Here is a 24341-nt window from a genome sequence, read left to right on the forward strand (position 1 = left end):
GTCCGAATTCCTGCGTAATATTCAGCACTACCCCACCACAATTGGTCAGTAACATACTCGTAGTAGTGGCCATTACCCCAATAAACAGTTGGTGCCATTTCATGAAAATACAGTTATGGACATTCTCTTCGTTTCGCTCACTTCCGGCAATCGACCATGGTCTATAAATCTCTGGGCAGCGAGGGCGTAAAATTTGCAGTGCTCCGCAAGTTTTATACTTGGTGAATTCAGAGTAATTATCAATAAGCCACCTTATGCTGATTTATGGTTATTTAATGGCAATCTATTCTTGCTTTGGCTCATTATTAACCCCATTCAACGTACCAATCCCACGCCTATCCCGTAACCAGTAGGCAACCTCCTGCCTGGCATTTGTTGGCTTGTGCCAACAAATGCCTCTTGAATTTCTTTAACAATGCATAGATTAGCTTGGTATTACAGCTAGTCAGCAACCGCAGATGGCCACTCAGGTGTTCTCGAAAGCATTGGAATATTTTACAAAGATTCCAAACTTCCATGGGCAACATTAACTTCGTGTTTAAACGTCGCCAGCTCCTAGGCCTTGGCCTGGCTGGGTTAGGCGCCGCTTTGCTAAAGCCATCCACACCTGCCAGCTCCAGCAACCGAGCGCTGCGGGTGATCGTGGTTGGTGCTGGCTTAGCGGGCCTTGCGGCTGCCCGTTTTTTACAGAAACAGGGCCATCAGGTAACTGTGCTGGAGGGGCGCGATCGCCTCGGCGGACGCACCTGGACCAGCCAAACCTGGCCAGACCTGCCTATTGATCTTGGAGCCGGCTGGATTCATGGAATTAACGGCAACCCGATCACAGCCCTTGCCATAAGCAACGGCGCCCGTTTGGTGCAAACCAGCCTTGATAGTGCCGAAATCTATGGCCCTGATGGCACCACCCTCAGCACAAGCCAGGAGCAGCAATTAGAAAGCCTCGAAAATCGCCTTTCGGCAGCCGTTGCCCAGGCCCAAAAGCAGAAAGGTCCTGATATTTCCCTGCAGGAATTGGTGATTCGTGAGTTCAACTGGGAAAAAATAAGTAGTGAAGAACGCCAGCGGCTCCAATACCTCATCAACAGTAGATATGAACAAGAGTACGGCGCAAGCGCCTCTTCACTGTCGGCCCACTGGCTAGACATGGACGAGGCCTACGGCGGTGCGGAAGCCTTACTGGTGCCTGGCTTTGCTGCGATTGTTAATGGCATGGCAAAGGGCTTAAAAATTTTCACTGGCCAGCGGGTTCAACAGCTGAACTGGGACAGCCCAGGCCCAGGGGGTGGAGTGAGGGTCGTTTGCCGGGCAGGGGCAGGGAAAGAAGAGCGAAGTTTTGAAGCCAACAAGCTAGTTCTAACAGTGCCACTGGGAGTTCTAAAAGCCGGCACAATTCAATTCAATCCGCCCCTACCGGCCAATAAACAATCAGCAATCAGCCGCCTTGGGATGGGTACCTTAAATAAATGCTGCCTGCGCTTTAGCCGTCCCTTTTGGCCAACAACCGTCGACTGGCTTGGACAAATCCCCTCAGGTTCAGGCCAGTGGTGCGAATGGGCAAGCCTTGCCAAGCCATTGGGCCAGCCAGTTTTAGTGGGATTCCAGGCTGGTGCAGCGGCAGTAGCCATGGAAACCATGAACAACGCACACTTAATTGCAAGTGCTATGGAAAGCCTTAGGGGCCTTTTTGGTAAAGGTATTCCCGAGCCGATCGGAGCTCAGATAACTCGCTGGCACTCAGATCCCTTTAGTGGCGGCGCCTATTCCTTCAACGCGCTTGGCAGTACGCCAAGCGATCGTGAGGAGCTAGCAAAACCCCTAGCCGAACGCTTGTTCTTTGCTGGTGAAGCCAGCCATCCAATGTTTGGCACTGTCCATGGCGCTTACCTCTCTGGCCTAAGAGCTGCCGCCGAACTTCATGCCAATTCCTGATGTTAGAGCGGATTGATAATTTACTCAATTGAAATTACTAACCATTGACAACACATCTGCAACGGCTACAGCAACATCTACACCAAACCCGCCTGCTTGGGTCGATCAGTAGCACCATCTACTACGACCAAAACACCTCCATGCCAGCCGCTGGTGCCTCCTGGCGCGGTGAACAACTGGCTTTGCTTGCGGGGCAACTGCACACACGCCAAACCAGCAGTGAATATGCAGAACTGCTGGATGCAGCTGAAACCGAACTCGGCGCCGAGGCAACCGAGGAACAACGGCGCAATTTGCAACTGCTACAACTTGAACTAAAACGCCAACGCTGCCTAGATCCGCAACTGGTGAGTGCCATCACGCAAGCTCAATCGCGGGGCAATGCGATTTGGCAAGCGGCCCGCGCCCGCAACGATTTTTCAGCCTTTGCACCGGCACTAAAGGAACTTATTGAGTTGCGCCAACAGCAAGCAAGCCAGTTAGCTAGTGCTGAATCAATAGCCCGCAGCCCCTGGGAAATTCTGGCTCAACCCTTTGAACCAGATGTGAGCAAAGCAAGGCTGAATCAACTTTTCACACCGTTGAAACGAGAGCTGCCAGTTCTACTGGAAAAGGCAGCAGCGTGGCCGCAAAGCCCCCCCTCTGCCCAGCTATCTGAAAATTCACAAAACAAGCTTTGCGCCAAGCTTTTGCAAAGCTGGGGCTACAACGAAAGCTGTTGCCAGCACTCCCGCTCTGCCCACCCCTTTTCCTGCACATTGGGGCCCCAGGATTTCCGAATTACCACCAGGGTGGTTCCAGGGCAACCGCTCTCGGCTTTTCTAGCCACAGCCCACGAATGGGGCCACTCGCTATATGAGCAAGGCCTACCGCGCTCTGGTGATCACTATTTCCCCTGGCCCCTTGGTGATGCCACCTCGATGGGAGTGCATGAATCGCAGTCGTTATTTTGGGAATGCCGTGTGGCGCGCAGTAAGGAATTTGCTGGGCGCTGGCACCCTCATTTTTGTGCTGAACTTGGCAGCGATCCCTGGAATGGCAGCACAGGTTTTTGGCGCAGCCTCAATCCACTCCAGCCTGGCCTGATTCGAGTTGAAGCAGATGAACTTAGCTATTGCTTACATATCGTGTTGCGCTTTGAGCTGGAACTTGCCCTGATTGAGCAGGAGCTGCCGGTGGAGGAATTACCACAACATTGGAATCAACGCCTGCATGAACTGTTAGGCATTAAGCCAGCAAATGATTCCGAAGGTTGCTTGCAAGATATTCATTGGGCTGAGGGCCTATTTGGTTATTTTCCTAGCTACGCATTAGGGCATCTAATCAGTGCCCAATTATCGGAAGCAATGGAGAAGGCACTGGGCGGGGAAGGTTCAATAGCTGCTGCGATCAGCGCTGGCCAGGAGTCAACTCTTCTCCAATGGCTAATCCAAAATATTTACCCCCTCGGCCGCAGTGTTAATAGCGAAGAGCTTGTTGAAAAAGTTAGCGGTTACCCCCTTAGCGCAGATCCATTTCTAAATTATTTGAGAAATAAATTTGAGGAGTAAATCTGAGGAACAAATTCGCTGATAATTTATTTATGTATTTTGCTTCGGAACAGCAGCATCGCTGTGATTGTGGCGGTGATGCACATCGCTCACATGGGGATGTTCGTGCTCAATCTCAACATGTTCATGGCTATGGGAATGCCAAAAGGCTTGCCCTAAAACCTCTACTTCATCTTCAGAAGAATGATCATGGATGTGATGCGGATCAGCGCCGGATTGGTTGTGGTAATGGCGATGGGCGTGGCGCAAAGCACTATGGCGATGCCTGTGGGCATGGTTTTCTTTCAGCAGCACAACAACCCCCAACAGCATCAGGGCTGAAGCCATCGCCATACCGTTGGAGAAAGGCTCCAACAACACAGCCAAACTAAAAATCAAACCCACAAAAGGTGCAGTTGAAAACACAAGCGCTTCACGGGCAGCACCCAAGTGGCGCAGGGCCAGTAGATCCAGCCAAATCGACAAGCCATAGCCCACACTGCCGATCGCAACCAGGATTAATGAAAGCTGCCAACCCGGAAACAACCCACCTGTTATCAAGGCCAGTAGCACCATGGGAACCGAGGCACCTATGGCCTTGAGCAGGGAAACCTGGAGGGGATCACGCAGGCTTAGGCGTTGGCTCAAGTTGTTATCAATGCCCCATGCCAAGCAGGCAATTGCAATAAACAAGGTGCCGTATAGGGATGCACCACTCCAGGAGCCATTAGTGAGCAAAACCGCTCCAAAAAGAATTAAGAAGGCTGCAATAAGGCCCCGGCGGCTGAGATGTTCACGGCCAATTAACACAGCTATCAACAACGTGAACACCGCTTCCAGGTTCAACAGCAGCGAAACTGAACCGGCAGAGAGCAGGCTGAGGCCTTGCACTAAACAGAGCGGCCCCACGATCCCACCAAGGGCAGTTAGCCCAAGTAGGGATGGAAAATCACGGCGCTGAACCCCGCACTCCCTGTTGCTTATAGGTACAACCAAGCGCACAAGTAGTAGCGCCAGGCCCGCACCGAGGTAGAGCAGAGCAGCAATCACGAGCGGTGAACCCGAACGGCTCACAAGGCTGATTAATGGCGCTGATAGTCCGAACGAGATAGCGGCCAGGAGGCCAGCAATCAATCCCCAGCGTTGTTGGTTTATTAAGTTCATATAAAAAGATTTAACTCAGGTTGCTTGAGAAGATCATTGAATATCTTGAGGTATTAACATGCAATAGTTTATTACAGGAAGAGGAGCTATTTGATGGATATGGAATTTAAGGGATCCCTGGAGGAGCTCAAAGTCTTGGTTGCCCAGCTAGGGGTGCAAGTAACTTGGCATCACAAAGGAGCGTTTGAAATGGCCGTTTTTGAAGACGGTGTAAGCAACCTGAAGCTGAATTGGTGGCCGCGGGAAGGAACCCTGCGCCTAGTGGGAGATCCAGAGGTTCGCAACAAGATCCAAGTAAAACTTGAAAGGTTACTAAGCGAATAATTCTGGCTTAAATATACCTCTCAATAACACCTGGCGGATGTTCATTTTTGGGATAACTAGCTAACAAGCTGAAATCAGAAAAACAAAAACCAGGGCCCACGCAACAACTAACTAAACTCCATTCACCAGTGCTTCGTGCCGCTTGCCACCAGCCAGCGGGAATTACGGCAACAGGCTTCAATTCGGCATCCGCCAAGGAAAAACCCAGTAGCTTTTGAATTGCTGGGCCACCATCAGGCGACAGGCTAAAAAGTTCCAAGGCATCACCGGCAATGAAATGCCAAGTTTCATCAGCTGCAGCCACCCTATGCCAACGGCTTATATCTCCGCCTTGAAGCAGAAAAAGTATCATTGTTAAAGAAGATCTTTGCTCACCGTCACTGCGGTTTACAGTGTGCTCGCTGCGATGCAGTTCCCGATACCAACCGCCTTCAGGGTGAGGGATCAATTGATAGCGTTCAATCAACTGATTTGCTGCGGTATCTGAAATATTCATTTGATAGTTTCTGTTGGTGGTTTCTGTTGGTTTTTTAAGAAGTAGCCGTTGCCTTTGCCACATTATGCTCTGGCAGGAGCTCTAATTTCAACTGCTTAAGCAGGAATACTTAGCCAGAACTTTATGATTAAAGGCGAAAGGGCCAGGCTTACATAGGCGAGCTTGCCGTAGATACCACGGTATTGGCCAGTATCGCTGAACAAGCAAGAGAGCAGAGCATCCGTGAAGGCCAGTATGCAAACAACATAGGCGATCAGAAACATCAGATCCATACAAGTAACATAAGAAACCCTAGGAAGATTCTGCCCAAAAGTATTTTGCAAAAAAATCAGAGAAAGGATCGCAGCCGGCGGCGAAGTAATCTTAACCTCCCGATAATTGAGCCCTAAACCTACTACTGAAACCGCAAGAAAGGATACGACGGTGATCGGAAGAACGTTTTCAAGGAGCGCGGTGAGGGCATTCCTAGAGATGAAGATATTGAATGCTGCTTGACTTTGAGTATCAGCAGATCCGTCTTTAAAGGAAACCTCAGATGAGTCTTCAAAGTTACTGGTATAGATCCTAACTTGATCGGCATAGCTGATGCCATCGAGCCTATAACCGGAAACATTAAATAGGTTGGGTGGCAACCTAAATTGCTGTATTCTATACATTAGATCCTCGGTTTCATGCACAGGATCGGTAACAAGAATACTGAGCCGCTGTCGATCAAAGGGGTACTTACTTAGGTTGATCGATGGCGCCGAAAGCTTAACATCAAATGCAGTTTCATTCCAGTAACGAGGTTTTCCGGTCTCATCAATATCAATAATATTCACCTTTGACGAAATCTGCTGAACAGGATTACTTTGGTCCAGATAATTAAAATTAAAAGAACCCATCTGACCAGGATCAAACTTGCCCTCCACGAGGGGTGTCTTGCTCCAGTTGTACCAAAGCCAGCCGCGCGCCTTAAAGGTAAGCTTGCTCATATCAAGATCGTAAACGCTATCTAGGTAGAGGCCTAGATCAACAAAAGCTGCGGTTTTCTTGATTTCCGGAAAAGCTTTGATGAATGATGAGGCGGGAATTACCTGCTCATTTGGATTATCTATATAGGCCTTATTGCTTCTTTGATAGACACCAGAAAATACAACTAGAAGCAAAAGTGTGAGAAACAGCAACACAAAAAACCGAGTTGGCGCCTCAACCAGCCCCGATAAGCGTCTCGGCTTCAACCTACGAAGCAGGTTTCCCATCTTGAACAGTCTTCTGGTTTGCATCTTTGACGCAGTGCTGTGTTCCATAACCTACCTACGCATGCGATCTACGCTGGGGGTGGAGCAGCAGGGGAATGGATAGGGCTCCTTGCGACCCTCTGCCCAGTTCCTGTTGAAATAAATTGAATCCCTAGAACGATAGGCAGAAGAGGGGTCAAGCAAGCATTACTTATAAGTTGAAAAAACAAGAAGATGTATCTTTTCAATGGCCAAAGAGCTCGACCGGTATATAACTATTTTAATTGTAATTTAAATGAAAGTTTTTACCATATTCAGCCATGCTTAATTATTTTCAGCTCCTTTGCTGTTGAGGCCTAATTAAAACGTGCCAATGCTCCTGATTATGGGGCAATAGGAAATTAACTTGGCGGTATCTATCAGCAAACACATCTTCGATCGCACAACATGCATCATGAATATCCTGAAAATAGGCGGATAGATCACGCGCCATATAAAAGCTTCTTTGTCCGGTCAATCTCACCGGCAATGATTTTATTTTTTACTGCTCCACTCATTACCAAGTCAACTTCTACCCGAAGAATCTTTCTAAATGCATCACGAGCATCTAGATAAGCATGAAATCTTTTAGTGATATCTAAAGGGCCAAACTCAACAAGTAGATCAATATCGCTTTCCCCAGGCCTGAAATCGTCCCTAAGGGCAGAGCCAAACACAAATAGACGCTCAATCCCGTATTTCTGGCAAGCGGCTGCGATCTCTTCTCGTTTCTCGTGGCTAAGCATAGACAGGTCTCATCTACACCAGCAATTTAGCTCAAAACCGAGGAAAGCATAAACATGGTTGTGCTTGCCTGAAAGTGTTATCAACGGCCTGGGGTTTGGGTGATGGGCATCGCTAAGGGAAATTATCAGCCAAGCTAGGCACAGATTCGCAACTGTAATTCTCAACTTTTCGGCGTAGCTGCGCAAATGTTGGGTGGTTTGGATCTAGGGCTTGCCACCACCAGCGGCCATCGGAATAACTAGGAACGCCTGCATTATTAGTGCGTGGTATTTGCAAATTCATTTTATGCCAGCGCAACACGATAAAATCACCAGGCAGCGTACCCGCATTGCTATTTGGGATACCTACCGCATCCACTGCACCTTTATAGGCAATCGCCTCCAATGGATCCCCATCGCATCTGAAATTCTGCGATGCAGTGGTGCTAGCAAAGCTCCTTAGTGGGCTTATAAACAACAACAAGCTGAAAATAAAAGTAAATAAAATTGCAAGCAAATTAGTTTTCATTGTGGTTAGATCTGCTGATTTGGATCTTCCTTAAGGCCTTGCAATTGCAATGCTGTTCTGCGGGCCCATAGCAACAAAGGATATAAACGGCGTGCCCGGGGCGGCGATGCAAATAGCTGCCCCAACAATAACAAAAGCGGATCACTGGGTTTTAGTGCAGCGCAGAGCTCAGCGATCGCATCGGCACCATGCCAGGCCTGGTCACCCTTGAGCAGCACAGCACCACGGGCAAAATCCAACCCTTGCGCCTTTAATTTGACTCGCAATTGATGATCAGATCTACCATCGCGAATTTCTAAATCCGGCACACCACCCACTAGCTCACTGCGTAAAGCAAAGTGCCGGCAGAAGGGACATCCGCCGTCGTATACAAGGATCTGAGCCATAAAGCCATTCTGACGTTTAACCGCGTCGTTGTGTGGCTGAATTACTCACTAGGCTGGCAGTTGCTGGGCATTTTTACCGCTGCCTTCGAGCAAAATCCCATGCTTTGAAATTTCTAAATACACTTAATTTCAACATTTTCTAGTAATTAATTTAAATGGGCCAAATTCCAACACCTCCTTTTTGGTTCATATGGGCATTGTTGTCGGCAATTTTTGCCAGTGCATCTGCCGTACTTGGCAAAATAGGTCTTGAAAATGTTGATGCCGACCTGGCTACACTTATTCGCACAATCGTGATATCAATATTTCTTCCAGTACTAATTCTTGCCTCAGGGAAATTGAGCAATCCTTTTGAACTATCTCAACAAACATGGATATTTTTAACTATTTCTGGAATAGCTAGCGGTTTATCATCATTCTGCTTTTTTAGGGCCTTAAAACAGGGTGATGCTTCATTAGTAGTGCCAGTTGATCGCCTAAGCCTCTTAATGGTGGCGCTGATAGGCTTTGCTTTTCTTGGTGAACGTCCCTCCCTTATTGGTTGGGCAGGGCTAATGCTCGTGGCCGGGGGAGGATTGCTGTTATCGGTTGCCAAGTAGCATCCCCAACAATCAATATTAATTGAATAGTTTTATTGCCAAATCAAAACTCACTTACCTCACTTTTTTAACAGCTAGGCCTGCTTCTGTTGCCGTAACAAAAGCTAACACGATCAAACCAATTAAACCAACTAATTGATTTTGGCTTTCAACTGCGGCATCAGCATTTTGAGCAAGAACTGCACCGGCAACAAACCAGCTGGTGGCAAGGGCAGATGTGATCCAATAGGCACGCCAACGCCTTTGATATAAATAACCGGCGCCTAAACCTGGAATCACATTCAAAAGCACTGCCACCCAGCCAGCAGAAGCGGCAAGGATTTGCTCACGATTCGGTGTCATCTCAATAAGCTAACAGCCATCAGTTTGGCGCATTAATCCTAGGGCTGCTGCTTTTCCTGTTTCCAGATCGCCTCCAGTGATCTGCGGAACTCCCTATTGGTTTGGGGCCGTGAGCGTTCACGCTTTTTAAAAACACTGCCGATCCACCACAACTGCAAACCAGCAAAAGCAAGGGCCACAACCCCCAGCTGGACATAACCCCAATTGAGCTGATCCATCACATTCAACGCCGCACAGGCACCACTTGCATGCCGATTGGTGCCAGGGCAATCAAGGCAAGTTTGATATGTTGAATCCCGAAAGGAATGCCAATTATTGATATAAAACAGGCCAAGGCAGAAGTTAAATGTCCGATAGCTAACCACCAACCAGCTATTAGAAACCAAATAATATTACCGATCAAGCCTAAAGGTCCTGTGCCAAAATCAAGCTTTCCAGTTAGCTCTTGGCGACTAACCGCCTCCTTACCAAAAGGGGAAAAAGAATAATTACCAATTACAAAACACGCCCGTGCCCAAGGTATGCCAACGATTGTGATTGCAGCAATAATTCCAGCCAACCACCAACCCAATCCCATCAACAAGCCGCCAAGCACAAACCAAACAACATTGAGCAAAAAGCTGAGCATGGCTTGAACTTTCTTGGCCCATATTAGGCAGAAACCCAAGCCCAAGCCACGCTTAACAATCCGTTACACTAGGATTCGGGAACAAGCCGCGTAGCCCCAATGAACGATTTCCTCGCAACCCTTTATCTAATCTGCTTTGCGGCCATAGCTGGTGGTGCTTTTGCCTTGATGAATCAAAATCTACGCAATGCAGCCGCTGTGCCAGTGAGGATTGCAAGCAACCCAAAGCAAAGAATGCATCCAGAAGCGCCAGCACCCGGCGACGAAGTTATGTATGTGGATCTGAGCCGGGAAAGATTAGAAGCTCTATACCAACAGGCCGCTAAGGATTGAGTTACTTTAATTTTGATTGATCGTTAAACTTTCTATCAAGCCACTGAGTTAATATGTATATAGCTATAAACATTGGAGCATATGCTATCCACATATTTGGCAAATCCAACTCAGAGTTATTTATTAGCACAAGCCCAAAATAACTGCTTAAGCCATAGATCAACATACTTCTTAGCGGGCCTGAAAAATTTTTCATCTTGTTTGGGTAATAATTAATCACAGATGCTAGCTGGTTTAATGCAACTAGCGGCCAATTGGTCTAACCAATTGCGCAACCAGAGCAAACTCTCTGCTTCTAACCGGTAGTAGGTCCAGCGGCCCTGCTGGCGAGCACTGATCAGGCCCGCATCTTTCATCGCCTTTAGGTGAAAGGAAAGTTTGGATTGAGCAAGCCCCAGATCACTAGTTAGATCACACACGCAACGTTCGCCTGCACCAAGGCATTGCACCAATTCCATGCGAATTGGCTCAGCCAGCACCTTGAACAATTGCTGGGCCCGAGGGTTAGCGGTGTGTTGCAGCACACTGGTCATATCAAGTTTGGTTGATTTAAGCTGCCTTGGTTTCACCGTAGCAGCCATGAAAATCGCAATTAACGGCTTTGGGCGCATTGGCCGCCTTGTGTTTCGCGCCCTTTGGGATCGCCCCGGCATTGAAATTGTTCACGTGAACGACCCCGCCGGTGATGCCCATGGCGCCGCCCATCTGCTGGAATTTGATTCCGTTCATGGCCGTTGGCAGCACGGGGTAGTGGCCCAAGCCAATGGATTTGTGGTAGCCGATCAAATCAATAGGCCAATCACTTTCAGCCAAGCAAAGGAACCCTGGGCCCTAACCGGCGCAAACATGGTGCTCGAATGCAGCGGAAAATTCAAAACGCCCCAAACCCTTGAGCCCTATTTCCAAAACCCTGCCATCAAAAGGGTGGTGGTGGCCTGCCCAGTGAAAGGTGAAGTGGCTGGCGCTGAGGCTCTTAATATTGTTTATGGCATCAACCACGATCTCTATGATCCAAGCAAACACCGCCTGCTAACTGCAGCATCATGCACCACCAACTGTTTAGCCCCAGTGGTAAAAGTGGTGCATGAACAATTTGGTATTTTGCATGGCTCAATCACCACCATGCATGATGTAACTAATACCCAGGTTGTAGTTGATTGCTTTAAGAGCGACCTGCGCCGTGCCCGCTCCTGCCTGCAAAGCCTGATCCCAACCACCACAGGATCGGCTAAGGCAATCGCGATGATATTCCCTGAATTAACAGGCAAATTAAATGGCCATGCCCTGCGGGTGCCGTTACTAAATGCTTCCCTAACCGACGCGGTATTTGAACTAAAACGGCCTGTTAGCCCAGAGGAGGTAAATGCAGCTTTTGAACATGCCGCAAACAATGAATTGAAGGGAATTCTTGGTTATGAAACCAGGCCATTGGTTTCAGTTGATTTTCTCAATGATGCCCGCAGCGCCATTATTGATGCCCTTTCAACAATGGTGATAGATGGAACTCAACTAAAGGTTTATGCCTGGTACGACAACGAATGGGGCTACAGCTGCCGCATGGCCGATCTAGCCATGCATGTGGCAAAACTTGAGCAGGCTTGAAATCATGTTGCTTAAACCTCTATCAGCACTGCAACAATATGCAGTTGTAACCGCAAACTACTGGGCCTTCACCCTCACCGATGGTGCCCTGCGCATGCTTGTGGTGTTTCACTTCCACGAGCTGGGTTACAGCACCCTTGAGATTGCTTTTCTATTTCTTTTCTACGAATTTTTTGGAATCATCACCAATCTCTACGGTGGCTATCTAGGTGCTCGCTTTGGCCTTCGCTTAACCCTCTGGGCAGGCACCCTAATGCAGGTTGGAGCCCTGTTGATGTTGATACCCGTTGCCGATAGCTGGCCTAAGTGGTGGAGCGTTGCCTATGTGATGCTTGCCCAAGCCATAAGCGGTGTTGCTAAAGATCTCAATAAAATGAGCGCTAAAAGTGCAATTAAAACCGTAGTACCAGAAACACCCAATGATCAAAACCAAGGAGAAAAGCAATTATTTAAATGGGTTGCAATTCTCACGGGCTCTAAGAATGCACTTAAAGGTGTGGGATTCTTTCTTGGCGGAATACTTTTAACAAGCATTGGTTTTAATGCAGCCGTAGCTGTGATGGCAGCAGCTTTATTTTTAGCATTTTTATTAACACTGGTGTTGCCAGCTGAAATTGGCAGAATGAAACAAACGCCGGCTTTTTCCTCACTTTTTTCTAAATCGCGAGGCATCAATGTGCTTTCCCTAGCTCGATTTTTCCTATTCGGTGCCCGCGACGTGTGGTTTGTGGTTGCCCTGCCGGTGTTTTTGCAGGCAGCCCTCGGTTGGCGTTTCTGGGAAGTTGGCGGCTTTATGGGCCTTTGGGTGATCGGCTATGGAATTATTCAAGCTGCTGCACCAAATCTGCGCCGTCTGTGGGGAAAAGGGGAGCCGCCGGGCGTTGCTGCAGTGGAATTTTGGAGCGCTTGTTTAACTGCAATTCCAGCCCTGATTGCAATTGCTTTATGGCGCCAAGTTGGCAACCCCGGGCTTGCGGTAGTGGTGGGTTTAGCTGTGTTTGGAGTGCTGTTTGCAATGAATTCATCTATTCATAGCTACATGGTGCTCGCCTACACCGATGCCGAATCGGTAAGCCTCAATGTGGGTTTTTATTACATGGCAAATGCTGCTGGTCGCCTGCTTGGCACTGTGCTTTCTGGGGGTTTGTTTCTGGTGGGCGGCATGCAGGCCTGCCTATGGGCTTCCGCGCTGCTGGTGGGGGCAGCCTGGCTGGTGAGTGGACGCTTACCGGCTCCCCTACGCCGGAGCGCTACCTAAGCCTTGTTCAGCAAATTTTGCTCTTGCTGAGGTTCAGCGTCTTCGCAAGTGTCTTGGGACCTAAGGCCAAGATCCAAAAGATCCTGGGATAAAACCAAAAGGGATATTCCCATCAACGCCATGGCCATGCCGCGCTGTTCATCACTAGCCATTTCAACGCTGCGGGAAGCCTGTAGGTGCTGGGGCCAGCTCAAACGCATAGCAGCTACAGGGCTTTCGCAGCCATTGGTTAGATCCGTTAATACATAGCATTGGTGAAGCTTATGGGTAAACCCGGATTTACAATTTGAAATACACACCCGCATTTGCGGGGGTAGCTCTTGTAACAGCTCGTTCCTAGAAGCTCGATACATTTGCCTCAGTTTCTATTCAGCTGCCATGGGCAACTCAATTGAGCTCACCACAGGCCAACAATTTGAAATTGAACGCTTTAGCCGCGCCATTGATGCCGCCGCTGATTCAGAGCAATTGCGCGATTTAGCAAAACAACTGCTCAAGGCATGGCATAGCCAAAAAGCGGCCACAACTTGGGTAATCAAGCAACAGTTAAATCCATCGCTTTAAACAACTGAATAAATCAGCTTTTCAAGCTGTTTGGCCCCAAGGGATGGTGGCTATGGGGATAGTTGGCATGGGAATGGCTGTGATGGTCGTTGTGGCTGTGCTCAGCAGTTGTTGCCGTAGCTTCCGTTTCTTGGCATGCACCCGTGCATTCCTTTTCGCATAGGGCGCAGGGTTCATTTAAACCCTCAACATGGTGGTGGTGGCTATGCTGCACAGCGCCCACATCCGCCTCAAAACCGAGCACCTGGGCCCTGTATTTACACATTGAACAGTTCATATTTGCATCGCCCCTTATCACCTCAGCCAACCGCTCACGGAAGGTTTCCAGCACGAGGGGATGATCGTTCAAATAGCCCGCTTTTACAAATTGCTGGGCTGGATTATCAGCTGCAACTCGATCCGTATGTTGATAAATCCGGCTTACTAGCACACCTGAAAATAAGAAATAGGGAAACACTAAAATGCGTTTAAATCCTAGCTTCACCGCATGGCGCAAACCCGGCTCCACCAATGGGAAAGTAACACCTGAATAAACGGTTTCAGCCCAACCAAAACCAAAACCCTCAAGCAACATCCTTGTTACTTTGGCTACATTTGAATTTGCATCTGGATCCGAGGAGCCGCGCCCCACCACCACCAATAGTGTGTCTTCTATGGGCGTGGGTTCAGTGGCATCGGCAGTTGTTATTGCCTCCCTGATGCGGGCAGCTGCCGCCTGAATCATTTTTAGATCAACCCCAAGTTCGCGGCCGTAGTTGATCTCCACCCCGGAGGAAGCCGCATAGGTGTTCAAAACCGATGGGATGTCGTTTTTGGCATGGCCGGCGGCAAACAACATGCCGGGCAACGCCAAAATGCGATTAACGCCACGGGCGCGCAATTTATCTAAGCCATCTTTAATGATCGGCCTGGCAAATTCCAAATAGCCATGCTCCACCGGCACCTCCGGCAGGATCAAACGCAAACCATCGGCCAACTGGGCAAATTCCTCACAGGCAAAGCGATTGCGGCTGCCGTGGCCGCAAAGCATCACACCCATCCCAGGCGATGCGCTGAAATCAAGTGGTAGCAGTAGGGAACTATCGCTTGTGATGCCCGTGCTCAAAATATGGCCTTAAACAATAAAGCCAGCATAAAACCACTGAATTGCACAATCACCACACAGGGGCCTGAGGGCAGGTTGGTTAACCCAGAGGCAAAAAGCCCCAGTAGCGCACAACCGCCCCCCAAAAGCGCTGAACTGAGCACATAAATAGGAAAGCGGCGGCTCAACAAACGGCCTGCGCAGGCAGGGATCACCACAAATGCGCTGATTAGCAACACCCCCACCGCTTTGATCGAAACCGCCACCACCACGGCGAGCAACACGATGAAAGCAATCCGGTGCCAATTAGCCCTAACGCCAAATGCCCCAGCAAAATCGCTATTCAGCGTTAGTAATACCTGGGCCCGCATGCTTAAAACCAAATACAGCACCGCCCCCAGCAGCAGCAGGGCAATAACACCAAGATCAAGCCAGCCAATGCCGAGGATGTCGCCAAATAACAGTTGCTGGATTCCGCCCCGATAGGTTTCCACCAAGCTCAGGGCTACCACTGCAAAGGCTAAGGAGCTGGAATAAACAATGTTCAGCAAGGCATCAGCTGGCAGCTTGCTGCGCTCCACCAACTGATTCACAAGCAATGCAAACAACACTGCGAATGGAATTAAAACCAGGGTGGGATTAATTCCGAGCAGGATGCCGATGCTTACCCCAAGCAGGGCGGAATGGCCAAGGGCATCACTAAAAAAGGAAAGCTGCCGCAAAACCGCAAAGCTACCGAGCAAACCGCCTAGCCCCCCGGTGAGCAGGCCCCCCAGCAGGGCCCGCTGCATAAACGGTTGGGCAAGTACGCCAGCGCTATCAACCATGGTGCTGATGCTGATAGGCCACCACGTTTGGCCCATAGAGCTCAGCCAAGCGTTGGGGATTAAGGGCATGGGTTGGCGGCCCGCTGCAGCGCAGATAACGGTTTAAACACAACACCTGATCGCAGCTACGGCGCACCATTTCAAGGTCGTGGGATACCTGCAGCACAGTCCACCCCTCCTGACGGCGCAATTGCAACAGCAATTCCTGAAATTGCTCACTGGCAGGGGCATCAAGCCCCGCCTGCGCCTCATCCAGCAGCAATAGTTTTCGGGGCCGCACCACGCAAAAAGCCAACAGCACCCGCTTTAGTTCACCGCCAGATAGTTCGCTTAGTAACTTTGCGCCCAGATTGCTAGAGCCGGTGCGGGCCAAGGCAACAAGCACCGCTTCATGGCGCTTTGAGCGGTTACGCCAAGGCAAGCGGGGGCCGGGGGGATCAAAACCAAAAGCCACAAATTCAGCCACGCTGAGGGGAAAGCGTCCTTGGAGCGCAAAGGTTTGGGGCAGATAGGCGATCTGGGATCGCACCGAATGGGGTAGTTCACCTGCAGGGCCCAGGCGATGCCCCAATACCCACACCTCCCCCGTTTGACGTGGCAATAGGCCCAGCACTGCTGCCACCAAACTGGATTTACCGGCACCATTTGGGCCCACAAGGGCGGTATCACTTTCGCTTAGCAATTCAAAATTCACACCATCCACCACCAGCTGCCCGTCGCGACGAACACTGAGGTTTTCAACCCGCAGAACAGAATTATCCACCAAAAGCCTTGATCAAATCAGCCACGTTGCTACGCATCACCTTGAAATAAGTAGCAGGATTTTGGAAAGCCTGCACGCTGCCGATTTCCATTGGGTCAAAAACACTAATTTTCACCCCCAGGTCTTTGGCAAGGGCATTGAAGGAACGTTCACCCTCTTGGGGTTCACTCAGCAAAGCTTTTAGTTGGCTGCGTTTCACATCAGCCGCCACCCGCATTAGATCGGCGGGGCTTGGATTTAGTTCTGGCACATCCACAAGAAAATCGGCCTTGAGCTTGTATCTATTGGCAAAATAAGGGGCAAAATCATGGAAAGCCACAAAGGTTTTGCCTTGATATGGGTTCAATTGATTGCTTATTTCAGCATTTAGTGTTTGCAACTTGGCTATGTAGGTTGCTGCATTGCGGCGATAGCTAGCCGCGCAACTGGGATCAGCCTTAACTAAACCGTCGCGAATATTTTCCACCTGACTAACGGCCCGCAGTGGATCAAGCCAAATATGGGGATTTACCTCACCATGGCTTGAGTGAGTGTGGCTGGAGTGAGCTTCCTCTGCATGGCCCTCCTCTGCTGGTGAATCAAGGGTGGTAACGCCACGGCTTGAATCGATAACCAGCAAATCTTTGTTATCGGCGGAAGCAATTAGCTTGCCCAGGAATCCTTCCATCCCCAAACCATTTTTAACTAAAACTTTCGCCTGGCGCAGGGCGTTCAAATCTGCCGGTTTAGCTTGAAAATCGTGGGGTCCACTATTAGCTGGGATGAGGGCTTGCACCTCAGCGCAATTGCCTGCAACCGCCTTGGTAAACAAGCTTATCGGCATAAAGGTTGTAAGAACCTTGAATTGTTTTGAGCTTTCAGTTGAATTGCTACAGGCCCCCAGGCTTAAAACAATTACCAGCCAGGCAACTGGCCGAAAATGAGCAGAAATGAAGCCCATTGGCGAAGGGCGGCTTGAAAATGGTTTTCATTCTAACAAGGCAGCTTGCCTCGTTGGCTTGCCTCGTCGGCTTGCTCAGTTCAAAACCGTGAGTTGCTTCAGGTTGAGGGCCTTCACCCAGCGGGCCAGGGCATCGGTGTCGGCTTTATCCGGCAAGCAGATGCAACCCACCCCCGGCAGGCAGGTGTGGATCCCCAGGGCGCTGCGGGTGGTGGGGAAATTTGGCAGCAGATCCAACCAATAGCTGTTATCCCAGGGCTCAGGCTCCCCTAAGCGGTAACTACCTGGCGGCAGGGGCGCAGCATTACCGGGGCTCCAAAAACGGTCCGCCTTTTGCTTTGCAGCAGCACCGCTGGCTGCACGCCACCTGGCCACCACCTCACCATTGCGTTTGAGCTCCAGGTACCAAAGCTGATCGCCATTAGCGTGGCGGCCGGGCACCCTCCTGAAAACCAATTCAGATGCCCCTGGTTTGAGCAGAGCAGCCGTTGGCCCCCGATCACCGGGCAGGCTTGCCAATGCCGGTGACGCCACCAACAAAAAAGCAACCATCAATAGTGATCCACGCCAACGCCATACCGCCATTGAGCCTTACCAAGCTGTATGCAGATCTATTTTTAATCATTCTCGTTAAGAAGCCCGAGCAGTGATGCCAAACCAATTCCAATACGAACCGATCGAAAAATTTGGTGAGGGCCTCACCACCCGGCGCCCCTGGAACAACAAGGCCCTTGCCGCCGTTGAACTTTTAAATGGCAGAGTTGCCATGGTTGGCTTTGCCGCAGCTTTAATTGGTGAATTAGTGAGCGGTCGCGGCCCCGCCGGCCAGGTGCTATCCCTAGTGAGTTGGTATTTACAGCTATGAACCCCAAGTTAAAAGCAGTGGCCTATGTGGGCACTTGGGTGTTGATCTGGGGAACTGTTGCATCGCTTGCGGATTTAATTTTGCTTGATCGCGATATCTATGGCAGCGGCAGCCTTGGCCAAATAATCACGTTTAGCTCCTACGGCGCTGCAACAGTTGTGTTGGCACTTAAATTAGCTAAACGTTTTTTAAAATCATAATTTTTAAAAATTAAAGGCTTAATTCAATATTTCCTGCCACCAGCAACATCAAACTGCGGCTTTCCATCGGTGCCGATGGCGGCCGCCAAATCGGTGGTGTTGCCGGCAGATCTTCATCGGCAGGTAAACCGGTATCAACAACCCTTTTCCAACCGCTAGGTGAATTGGGAATATCAAAATGCAAAGCTTTGAAATAAGCATTCATGCCACACCAAAGCCTCGGGCCATCAGCAGCTGTTTGCACACTCCAGGCAAATCCATGGGACCAGCTTGCCCAATCGGGCTTACCAAGCTCCACCCCATGCCATTGCCGCCAGGGGAGTTGATTATTTTCAGCTTCTTCTAGGGGCACATCTGGATTAATAAATTCACGTAATAGTTGGCGCAGGCGCAGTAGCCTTTTTGTAAAAGTGCGTAGGTTTTCCGCCTCAACATCACTATCCCAATTCATCCAGCCCAAGGGATTATCTTGACACCAACAGTTGTTATTTCCCCCTTGGCTGCGGTGCTGCTCATCACCCATGAGCAGCATTGGCACCCCAGGAGATATCAGTAAAGTAGTTAACATGTTACGCATTTGCCGGCTGCGCAGATTATTTATACCGCGATCTGTGCTCGGGCCTTCCACGCCATGGTTCCAGCTGTTGTTATGGGAATCGCCATCGCGGTTATCCTCTCCATTAGCTAAATTATGTTTATCGTTGTAGCTAACTAAATCATTTAATGTGAAGCCATCATGGGCGGTGATGAAATTAATACTTCTACCTGCAGGTGCCGCCTTGCCGTTAAATAAATCTGGGCTGCCGCTCAAGCGTTCAGCCATATTCCAAGCGGTATTTTCATCGCCTTTCCAAAATCTTCTTAGATCATCGCGGTAGCGGCCATTCCAAGTGCCAACCCTTTTTGCTGGAAAATCACCGAGGCGATATAAACCACCGCAATCCCATGGCTCCCCCACTAATTTCACATCGGCAAGCTCAGGGTCGGCCTCCATTTCTTCAAATAGGGGTGGATGATCAAGGGGGGTGAGATTTTCACCACGGGTTAGGGCGGCACCGAGATCAAAACGAAAACCATCAACCCCTAATTCCAAAGCCCAACAGCGCATCGATTCCAGGATCAATTGCCTCACCAAGGGGCGATTTGCAGCAATGCTGTTACCACAGCCAGATACATCTTGATATTTGCGATCTTCTGATTGCAGGTAATAGGTTTGATCTGCAAAACCACGCCAACTCAAGGTGGGGCCTTTATCACCACCTTCTGTGGTGTGGTTATAAACAACATCCACTATCACCTCAAGGCCAGCTTTATGGCAGGCCTCCACAAGCGAACGCACCTGAGAGCGCCCCTGTTGTGCATCATTGCCAGCCACATAGGCATGGTGCGGAGCAAACCAACTCAAGGGGCTATAGCCCCAATAATTCAAACGGCCAGCGGGGGCATCATGGGGGTCGAAGGCCATTGGTGGCAGCAGTTCCACCGTTGTAATCCCCAGGCTTAATAGATAGGGAATGCTTTCAATAAGGCCTAAAAATGTGCCGCAATGATTAGGGCTAGCGGGGCTTTTATCAGCTTTAGTGAAACCGCCAGGGTGCAGTTCATAGATCACCGATTGTCGCCAGGGCCGCCGCGGCCGCGGGAAACGCTGGAAATCAAAACGCTCTCTTTCCGTTACCACCGCCTTCAAACAATTAGCCGTGTTTGGCTGATCGCCAGTGGCTAGTTCTCTGTTGTAAACATCCCAACCGCTAATTGCCCGTGCGCATGGATCCAAAAGCACCTTGGCTGGATTAAAACCATGGCCTGAGCTGCACTTAGGACCAAAAACCCGATATCCATAACAACAACCCAACCCAACTCCTTCAACAGCCACATGCCAGTAATCACCACTGCGGTGGTTTAAATCAAGCGGGATTACTCGATAGGGCTCCGCTGAGCTGCCGTTTTCGAACAACAACAACTCCACTTTGGTGGCCTGGGGGGCCGCCACCACAAAGTTCACCCCCGCTTCTGTGCAACTGCTGCCCAGGGGCCATGGCCTCCCAATTCCGAAAGCCATCTGCCCTCTGCCACAGTTCCAGATTAGCCACTGGCAGTTACTTCATTCCACCCATGGGCATTAGCCAACTGCGCGCCGATCTATGGGTTTTCCCGCCAAATCGCCATAGCGCTGGCGGTAACGCCTGGCTGCTGCGCAGCAGCGGCGGCTGTTCAGTGCTGGTGGACGCCCCACTTTTAAATGAGGAAAATCAGCTATTCCTTGAAAGCCAACCGCCCGGCTGGATCGTGCTTAGCCATCGCCAGGGCCATGGCCAGTGCAAACGCTGGCAGCAACTTTTGGGCTGGCCAGTGCTTTTGCAGGAACAGGAGGCCTACCTGCTGCCAAATCTTGAATTAACAAATCAAGCTGCCCTCCATTCATTCAGCCGCCAACACAGCATCGAACCTGGCCTAAATCTGCTCTGGACGCCTGGGCCAAGCCCCGGTTCCTGCGTTCTCCACTGGAGCCAAGGCCTGAATGATGTGTTGTTTTGCGGCCGTTTGCTTTGGCCCACCGCCGCTGGTGGGGTGTGTGCCCGCCCCAGTGATAACAATTTTCATTGGCCCCGTTTGCAACGCAGCTTGGAGCAACTACAAGCTTGGCTGCCTAGCGGTTCACCTGGGCAGATCGCTTGCGCCGCAGGGCTTGGACCCCTGGCTGGGGCCAAGCTGGTGGAGCATGGCGCCCGGGCACTGCAGCTGAGAAGCATTGCGAATGCTGAAAATTAAGGTTGCACACTCGATGCAGGCTCAATACGATTGCGGGGTTCACTGAATTCGTAAACACTTTTATGAACAAAGCAGATCTTGTTAATTTGGTGGCCGCCCGCACCGACCTCACCAAAACCGATGTTTCCCAGGTTGTTGATGCAGCCATCGAAACGATCGTTGATTCAGTTGTGGAAGGCAAAAAGGTATCGATCCTTGGCTTTGGCTCCTTTGAATCCCGTGAGCGTTCCGCCCGCCAGGGTTTGAATCCTAAAACTGGCGAAAAGATCGCCATCCCAGCCAAAAAAGTGCCTGCTTTCACCGCTGGCAAACTGTTTAAAGAGCGGGTTCAAGGCTGATTCACCTGCTAGAGGCGCTCCCCGCTCATCTGAGGGGGGAGCTTTTTATTGCCCAGGCTTGCCGCAGCCAACGGCAGCGTGGTCGCTTTGCCCCCACCCCTAGCGGCCCTTTGCATCTGGGCAACCTGCACACGGCATTGCTGTCGTGGTTGTTTTGCCGTTTGCAGGGGGGGGAATGGTTATTGCGCATCGACAACCTCGACACACCCCGGGTGCAAGCCGGCGCAGAAGCGCAAATAATTGCTGATCTGGCCTGGCTTGGTTTGGCTTGGGATCCACCCATCTGGCGCCAAAGTGAACGCCGGGGTTTATATGCCAGCGTTCTTTCAGCCCTGCGCCGCAGCGGTGCGCTTTACCCCTGCCGTTGCAGCAGGCGGATGTTGGCCCATCTTTCCGCACCCCATGGTTCTTGGCCCCTTTACCCGGGCACCTGCCTTGATAAACAGCACAGCTGGGGGGAAGAACAAGCCAAAATACCGAGCTGGCGCTTGCATTTGCCCGCCACTGAATTGGAATGGCAGGAGCTGGGTAATTACCCAAATAAATTAAATGGCGCAGAGCAGGTGGGGGATGTGGTGCTGCGCCGCGCTGATGGCTATGTGGCCTATCACCTCGCCACTGCCGTAGACGAATTGTGGATGGGCATTAATACGGTTGTGAGAGGAAGCGATCTTTGGGTTTCCACAGGTCCCCAGGTGGCACTAATGCAAATGCTTGGCCAAACAGCGCCCCAGTATTGGCATTTGCCGCTGCTCTTGGATAACCAAGGCAACAAATTGGCAAAACGCGATCGGGCCTTAGGAGTAGCCAGTTGGCAAGCCCAAGGCGGCAGCGCCGCACAATTAATTGGCAAATGGGCTGCTCAAAATGGCTGGATAGCACCAGGCAGCAGCATTAGCGCCCAAGAATTGTTAGAAGAACTTAAAAACAAACCAAAAAATTTTTCACTAAATGCCCTAAAACAGAAACTTCTTTAGAATTAATTCGGGATCAAGTGTGCATATTCACACCATTATGGATGCAGGTTTTTTGTTTCCATGGGTTCAGCAGTAGCAGTTTCGAAAGCCACCATCACCTGTGTTTGCTGCGGCGGCAGCGGCGTGCTGCGCCAAGGCAGAGACTCCTACCGCACTTGCCTGCCCTGCCTTGGCAAAGGTTTCCAGTTGGCTAACAAGCTCAAAGCTTCGCCCGCTTTTGCCGCCAGATGAAAAAGGCTGCGGTAGCAACTACCACGGCTAAGGGTGCTGCCGTAAGAAGCAGCAGAATAACGGCGGTCCAATCGGTGTACATCGGCGTGTTGAACAACAAGTTGGGCGCATCCATCATCGGTGCTGCCTTGCTGATTTCACCAGTTCATGCGGGAGTTGTATTCGACAACTGCAGCACTGCCAGTGATGGCAGCATCACCTGCGATACCCGTCCCACCGGCAACACCGCCACCGATGCCGTGGATGCCCAATACGGCTTAATGGATCAAGCCAGCCCGGGCTGGAATGAATTCATGCCATATCAAGGTTTCGACGACGACTTTGGCGGCAACTGGACCTAACAAACAACTTCAATTGGCCCAAGCGGTTGCCTTTTGTGGTTGAGCTGTAGCTGCCAGGTTGGTAGTTGGGGTTGTTGCCATAGGGGCGCAAAACATTTTCCCGCCGGTAGATGGCCATAAAAAGCCAGCACCATGGCTGCCACCTGCTTGGCTGTTAAGGCACCACCCCCCTGGCGGCGCTGTTTAGCCTCCGCCTGCAAACGCCAACGCATCACCCGCCCATAACTGGGGGGACGCAGCAATAAAAGGCCATCAAGTTGCTGCCAAAGGGGCTGGTATGGCTGAAGCGTTGGCACACCTCTTGCACCCACACACCAACCCTCCAGCAAAAGCAAATCCCCAACCAAAAGGCGTTGCCCTTGGCGATCACCAGCACCAGCCGCTAATCCCTTCACAAAACAAGGGGCCATCGCCTTACCGTGCTGGCGAAAATCAGCCAACACTTGCTTCAGTAGTGGTAGATCGTGGCTGCCCGGTAAACCGCGTTGATACTGCTGTAATTGCGGCTGGGGCCAATAAAGATCATCAAGGGAAAGGCTGGCCACACTCAGCCTTGCTTGTAATTGGCTTGCCAACCAACTTTTGCCACTACCCGGTGGGGCACACAAGCCCAATATTTTCTGGCCAGCAGCAGCGCGATCAACACACCATTGCTCTAACAAATCAATACTTGAAAACAACTCATCCCTCCTATTGGGGAATCATCAGAGGCATGGGATCAAGGGCAACCCAGCCATTTCCTAGGCGTTCACGCCATTCGAAATGTAGGTGGGGGCCACTGGCAACACCAGTTTGGCCAACCCGCCCCAATAGGGAACTCGGCTCAACCTGATCACCAGGTTTCACATCAACGGCCGAAAGATGGGCATACAAACTTTGATTCAACTCACCATGGGCCACAACAACGGTGATGCCATAGCCAGAAATTGTATCTACTAAAACCACTCGGCCGCTTTTAACAGGTCTTATGGCCTCCCCCTCCGGTGCCATCAGATCAAGGCCAGCATGCATGCGCCAACCCTTGCGGCTTTCTGAATAGCGCCATTTAAACGGGCTGATATCCAGGGCTGGTTGATCGAGGGGGTAAAACAACAGAGCAGTGGCTCCAGGCTGTTTTTTAAAGGCCAAGAACCCTATTGGTGGTGGTGGAGATGGCATAACACGAAAACTTTCTTCCAGATGGGCAGGCAGTTTTGTGTTTGTGCCCAGATCAGCCACCGGAGTGCTGCTTGGAATTAATGGGGGCTTACTTTCAGATGCAAGCCCCAGGGTAAGGAGAACGCCAATTGGCAAACAAAACCAGCGAGCCAGTGATAACTTGCCAACCATGGGC

The 24341-nt window shown here is 50.5% G+C and carries 34 protein-coding genes; 15 read left to right on the forward strand and 19 right to left on the reverse strand.

Annotated elements, in window-relative coordinates; translation table 11 throughout:
• Positions 1-516 precede the first annotated feature (516 nt).
• Positions 517-1932: a flavin monoamine oxidase family protein gene (locus KBY68_RS01700; protein WP_255095684.1), complete on the forward strand. Its 1416-nt coding sequence runs from the start codon at positions 517-519 to the stop codon at positions 1930-1932.
• Positions 1933-1976: 44 nt separating this feature from the next.
• Complete coding sequence (locus tag KBY68_RS01705; RefSeq protein WP_255095685.1) at positions 1977-3482, forward strand: carboxypeptidase M32; 1506 nt, start codon at positions 1977-1979, stop codon at positions 3480-3482.
• 30 nt (positions 3483-3512) lie between these two features.
• Here KBY68_RS01705 and KBY68_RS01710 read toward each other — a convergent pair whose 3' ends face one another.
• Complete coding sequence (locus KBY68_RS01710; RefSeq protein WP_255095686.1) at positions 3513-4625, reverse strand: DMT family transporter; 1113 nt, start codon at positions 4623-4625, stop codon at positions 3513-3515.
• 93 nt (positions 4626-4718) lie between these two features.
• On the opposite strand from KBY68_RS01710, the gene KBY68_RS01715 reads away from it, so the two are divergent.
• Positions 4719-4949 carry a hypothetical protein gene (locus KBY68_RS01715; RefSeq protein ID WP_241537262.1) on the forward strand — a complete coding sequence of 77 codons (231 nt, stop codon included), beginning with the start codon at positions 4719-4721 and terminating at the stop codon, positions 4947-4949.
• A 7-nt stretch (positions 4950-4956) separates the two neighbouring features.
• On the opposite strand, the gene KBY68_RS01720 is transcribed toward KBY68_RS01715, so the two are convergent.
• The 5 genes from KBY68_RS01720 to KBY68_RS01740 all read right to left on the reverse strand — a co-directional run bounded on the left by KBY68_RS01720 (position 4957) and on the right by KBY68_RS01740 (position 8344).
• A complete protein-coding gene (locus tag KBY68_RS01720) occupies positions 4957-5445 on the reverse strand; it encodes a cupin domain-containing protein (RefSeq protein WP_255095687.1) in 489 nt (162 codons plus the stop codon).
• A 95-nt stretch (positions 5446-5540) separates the two neighbouring features.
• The gene (locus KBY68_RS01725) at positions 5541-6686 is read right to left on the reverse strand and encodes a ligand-gated ion channel (protein WP_255095688.1); all 1146 of its coding nucleotides are present in this window, start codon (positions 6684-6686) and stop codon (positions 5541-5543) included.
• 461 nt (positions 6687-7147) lie between these two features.
• Entirely contained in the window at positions 7148-7450 is a 303-nt protein-coding gene (locus KBY68_RS01730; protein WP_255095689.1) for a nucleotidyltransferase family protein, read from the reverse strand.
• 112 nt (positions 7451-7562) lie between these two features.
• Positions 7563-7958 carry a DUF8671 domain-containing protein gene (locus KBY68_RS01735; RefSeq protein ID WP_255095690.1) on the reverse strand — a complete coding sequence of 132 codons (396 nt, stop codon included), beginning with the start codon at positions 7956-7958 and terminating at the stop codon, positions 7563-7565.
• A gap of 5 nt (positions 7959-7963) precedes the next feature.
• Entirely contained in the window at positions 7964-8344 is a 381-nt protein-coding gene (locus tag KBY68_RS01740; protein WP_255095691.1) for a DCC1-like thiol-disulfide oxidoreductase family protein, read from the reverse strand.
• Positions 8345-8499: 155 nt separating this feature from the next.
• On the opposite strand from KBY68_RS01740, the gene KBY68_RS01745 reads away from it, so the two are divergent.
• On the forward strand, positions 8500-8943 hold the full coding sequence (locus tag KBY68_RS01745) for an EamA family transporter (RefSeq protein ID WP_255095692.1): 444 nt from the start codon (positions 8500-8502) through the stop codon (positions 8941-8943).
• Between the two features lie 54 nt (positions 8944-8997).
• Here KBY68_RS01745 and KBY68_RS01750 read toward each other — a convergent pair whose 3' ends face one another.
• The 3 genes from KBY68_RS01750 to KBY68_RS01760 are packed head-to-tail and all read right to left on the reverse strand — an operon-like array spanning position 8998 to position 9913.
• On the reverse strand, positions 8998-9285 hold the full coding sequence (locus KBY68_RS01750) for a DUF8646 family protein (protein ID WP_255095693.1): 288 nt from the start codon (positions 9283-9285) through the stop codon (positions 8998-9000).
• 38 nt (positions 9286-9323) lie between these two features.
• Entirely contained in the window at positions 9324-9503 is a 180-nt protein-coding gene (locus tag KBY68_RS01755) for a DUF8681 family protein (protein ID WP_255095694.1), read from the reverse strand.
• A gap of 5 nt (positions 9504-9508) precedes the next feature.
• Positions 9509-9913: a YccF domain-containing protein gene (locus KBY68_RS01760; RefSeq protein ID WP_106501108.1), complete on the reverse strand. Its 405-nt coding sequence runs from the start codon at positions 9911-9913 to the stop codon at positions 9509-9511.
• A gap of 99 nt (positions 9914-10012) precedes the next feature.
• On the opposite strand from KBY68_RS01760, the gene KBY68_RS01765 reads away from it, so the two are divergent.
• A complete protein-coding gene (locus tag KBY68_RS01765) occupies positions 10013-10246 on the forward strand; it encodes a hypothetical protein (protein ID WP_106501107.1) in 234 nt (77 codons plus the stop codon).
• A gap of 212 nt (positions 10247-10458) precedes the next feature.
• On the opposite strand, the gene KBY68_RS01775 is transcribed toward KBY68_RS01765, so the two are convergent.
• Positions 10459-10779: an ArsR/SmtB family transcription factor gene (locus tag KBY68_RS01775; RefSeq protein ID WP_255095696.1), complete on the reverse strand. Its 321-nt coding sequence runs from the start codon at positions 10777-10779 to the stop codon at positions 10459-10461.
• Positions 10780-10825: 46 nt separating this feature from the next.
• Between KBY68_RS01775 and KBY68_RS01780 the strand changes: the two genes are divergently transcribed.
• Together KBY68_RS01780 and arsJ are read left to right on the forward strand one after the other, a co-directional pair.
• Positions 10826-11848, forward strand: a complete 1023-nt coding sequence (locus tag KBY68_RS01780) for an ArsJ-associated glyceraldehyde-3-phosphate dehydrogenase (protein WP_255095697.1) — start codon at positions 10826-10828, stop codon at positions 11846-11848.
• A 4-nt stretch (positions 11849-11852) separates the two neighbouring features.
• Positions 11853-13106 (forward strand): organoarsenical effux MFS transporter ArsJ, encoded by a 1254-nt coding sequence (gene arsJ / locus KBY68_RS01785; RefSeq protein WP_255095699.1) that lies wholly within the window; start codon positions 11853-11855, stop codon positions 13104-13106.
• On the opposite strand, the gene KBY68_RS01790 is transcribed toward arsJ, so the two are convergent.
• A complete protein-coding gene (locus tag KBY68_RS01790; protein WP_255095700.1) occupies positions 13103-13306 on the reverse strand; it encodes a hypothetical protein in 204 nt (67 codons plus the stop codon). The genes arsJ and KBY68_RS01790 overlap by 4 nt on opposite strands.
• Before the next feature lie 178 nt (positions 13307-13484).
• Between KBY68_RS01790 and KBY68_RS01795 the strand changes: the two genes are divergently transcribed.
• Positions 13485-13670 (forward strand): hypothetical protein, encoded by a 186-nt coding sequence (locus tag KBY68_RS01795; RefSeq protein ID WP_255095701.1) that lies wholly within the window; start codon positions 13485-13487, stop codon positions 13668-13670.
• A 13-nt stretch (positions 13671-13683) separates the two neighbouring features.
• Here KBY68_RS01795 and KBY68_RS01800 read toward each other — a convergent pair whose 3' ends face one another.
• The 5 genes from KBY68_RS01800 to KBY68_RS01820 all read right to left on the reverse strand — a co-directional run bounded on the left by KBY68_RS01800 (position 13684) and on the right by KBY68_RS01820 (position 17869).
• Positions 13684-14709, reverse strand: a complete 1026-nt coding sequence (locus KBY68_RS01800; protein ID WP_255095838.1) for a sirohydrochlorin chelatase — start codon at positions 14707-14709, stop codon at positions 13684-13686.
• Positions 14710-14771: 62 nt separating this feature from the next.
• Positions 14772-15617 carry a metal ABC transporter permease gene (locus KBY68_RS01805; protein WP_255095702.1) on the reverse strand — a complete coding sequence of 282 codons (846 nt, stop codon included), beginning with the start codon at positions 15615-15617 and terminating at the stop codon, positions 14772-14774.
• On the reverse strand, positions 15574-16344 hold the full coding sequence (locus tag KBY68_RS01810; protein ID WP_255095703.1) for a metal ABC transporter ATP-binding protein: 771 nt from the start codon (positions 16342-16344) through the stop codon (positions 15574-15576). The genes KBY68_RS01805 and KBY68_RS01810 overlap by 44 nt, the downstream gene beginning before the upstream one ends.
• Positions 16337-17284: a metal ABC transporter solute-binding protein, Zn/Mn family gene (locus KBY68_RS01815; RefSeq protein WP_255095704.1), complete on the reverse strand. Its 948-nt coding sequence runs from the start codon at positions 17282-17284 to the stop codon at positions 16337-16339. Before KBY68_RS01815 ends, KBY68_RS01810 begins: the two co-directional genes overlap by 8 nt.
• Before the next feature lie 75 nt (positions 17285-17359).
• A complete protein-coding gene (locus KBY68_RS01820) occupies positions 17360-17869 on the reverse strand; it encodes a hypothetical protein (RefSeq protein ID WP_255095705.1) in 510 nt (169 codons plus the stop codon).
• A 64-nt stretch (positions 17870-17933) separates the two neighbouring features.
• Between KBY68_RS01820 and KBY68_RS01825 the strand changes: the two genes are divergently transcribed.
• Both KBY68_RS01825 and KBY68_RS01830 read left to right on the forward strand, forming a co-directional pair.
• Positions 17934-18149 (forward strand): chlorophyll a/b-binding protein, encoded by a 216-nt coding sequence (locus KBY68_RS01825; protein ID WP_106500608.1) that lies wholly within the window; start codon positions 17934-17936, stop codon positions 18147-18149.
• Positions 18146-18349 (forward strand): hypothetical protein, encoded by a 204-nt coding sequence (locus KBY68_RS01830; RefSeq protein ID WP_255095706.1) that lies wholly within the window; start codon positions 18146-18148, stop codon positions 18347-18349. Before KBY68_RS01825 ends, KBY68_RS01830 begins: the two co-directional genes overlap by 4 nt.
• Positions 18350-18359: 10 nt before the next feature.
• Here KBY68_RS01830 and KBY68_RS01835 read toward each other — a convergent pair whose 3' ends face one another.
• The gene (locus tag KBY68_RS01835) at positions 18360-20411 is read right to left on the reverse strand and encodes a glycogen debranching protein (protein WP_255095707.1); all 2052 of its coding nucleotides are present in this window, start codon (positions 20409-20411) and stop codon (positions 18360-18362) included.
• On the opposite strand from KBY68_RS01835, the gene KBY68_RS01840 reads away from it, so the two are divergent.
• The 5 genes from KBY68_RS01840 to KBY68_RS01860 all read left to right on the forward strand — a co-directional run bounded on the left by KBY68_RS01840 (position 20387) and on the right by KBY68_RS01860 (position 23008).
• On the forward strand, positions 20387-21121 hold the full coding sequence (locus KBY68_RS01840; RefSeq protein WP_255095708.1) for an MBL fold metallo-hydrolase: 735 nt from the start codon (positions 20387-20389) through the stop codon (positions 21119-21121). The genes KBY68_RS01835 and KBY68_RS01840 overlap by 25 nt on opposite strands.
• 62 nt (positions 21122-21183) lie before the next feature.
• A complete protein-coding gene (locus tag KBY68_RS01845; RefSeq protein WP_106500612.1) occupies positions 21184-21459 on the forward strand; it encodes an HU family DNA-binding protein in 276 nt (91 codons plus the stop codon).
• 5 nt (positions 21460-21464) lie between these two features.
• Positions 21465-22436: a tRNA glutamyl-Q(34) synthetase GluQRS gene (gene gluQRS / locus KBY68_RS01850; RefSeq protein ID WP_255095839.1), complete on the forward strand. Its 972-nt coding sequence runs from the start codon at positions 21465-21467 to the stop codon at positions 22434-22436.
• Positions 22437-22496: 60 nt separating this feature from the next.
• Positions 22497-22667, forward strand: coding sequence for a hypothetical protein (locus KBY68_RS01855; RefSeq protein WP_255095709.1), 171 nt, complete (start codon positions 22497-22499; stop codon positions 22665-22667).
• A complete protein-coding gene (locus KBY68_RS01860) occupies positions 22664-23008 on the forward strand; it encodes a lactate dehydrogenase (RefSeq protein ID WP_255095710.1) in 345 nt (114 codons plus the stop codon). Before KBY68_RS01855 ends, KBY68_RS01860 begins: the two co-directional genes overlap by 4 nt.
• Here the strand turns inward: KBY68_RS01860 and KBY68_RS01865 are convergent.
• On the reverse strand, positions 23005-23688 hold the full coding sequence (locus KBY68_RS01865; RefSeq protein WP_255095711.1) for a hypothetical protein: 684 nt from the start codon (positions 23686-23688) through the stop codon (positions 23005-23007). The two genes, KBY68_RS01860 and KBY68_RS01865, sit on opposite strands and share 4 nt — an antisense overlap.
• Before the next feature lie 10 nt (positions 23689-23698).
• A complete protein-coding gene (locus tag KBY68_RS01870; RefSeq protein ID WP_255095712.1) occupies positions 23699-24337 on the reverse strand; it encodes a M23 family metallopeptidase in 639 nt (212 codons plus the stop codon).
• Positions 24338-24341: the final 4 nt, after the last annotated feature.

Origin of the sequence: Synechococcus lacustris Maggiore-St4-Slac, assembly GCF_024345595.1 — a bacterium.
GTDB lineage: Bacteria > Cyanobacteriota > Cyanobacteriia > PCC-6307 > Cyanobiaceae > Synechococcus_D > Synechococcus_D lacustris.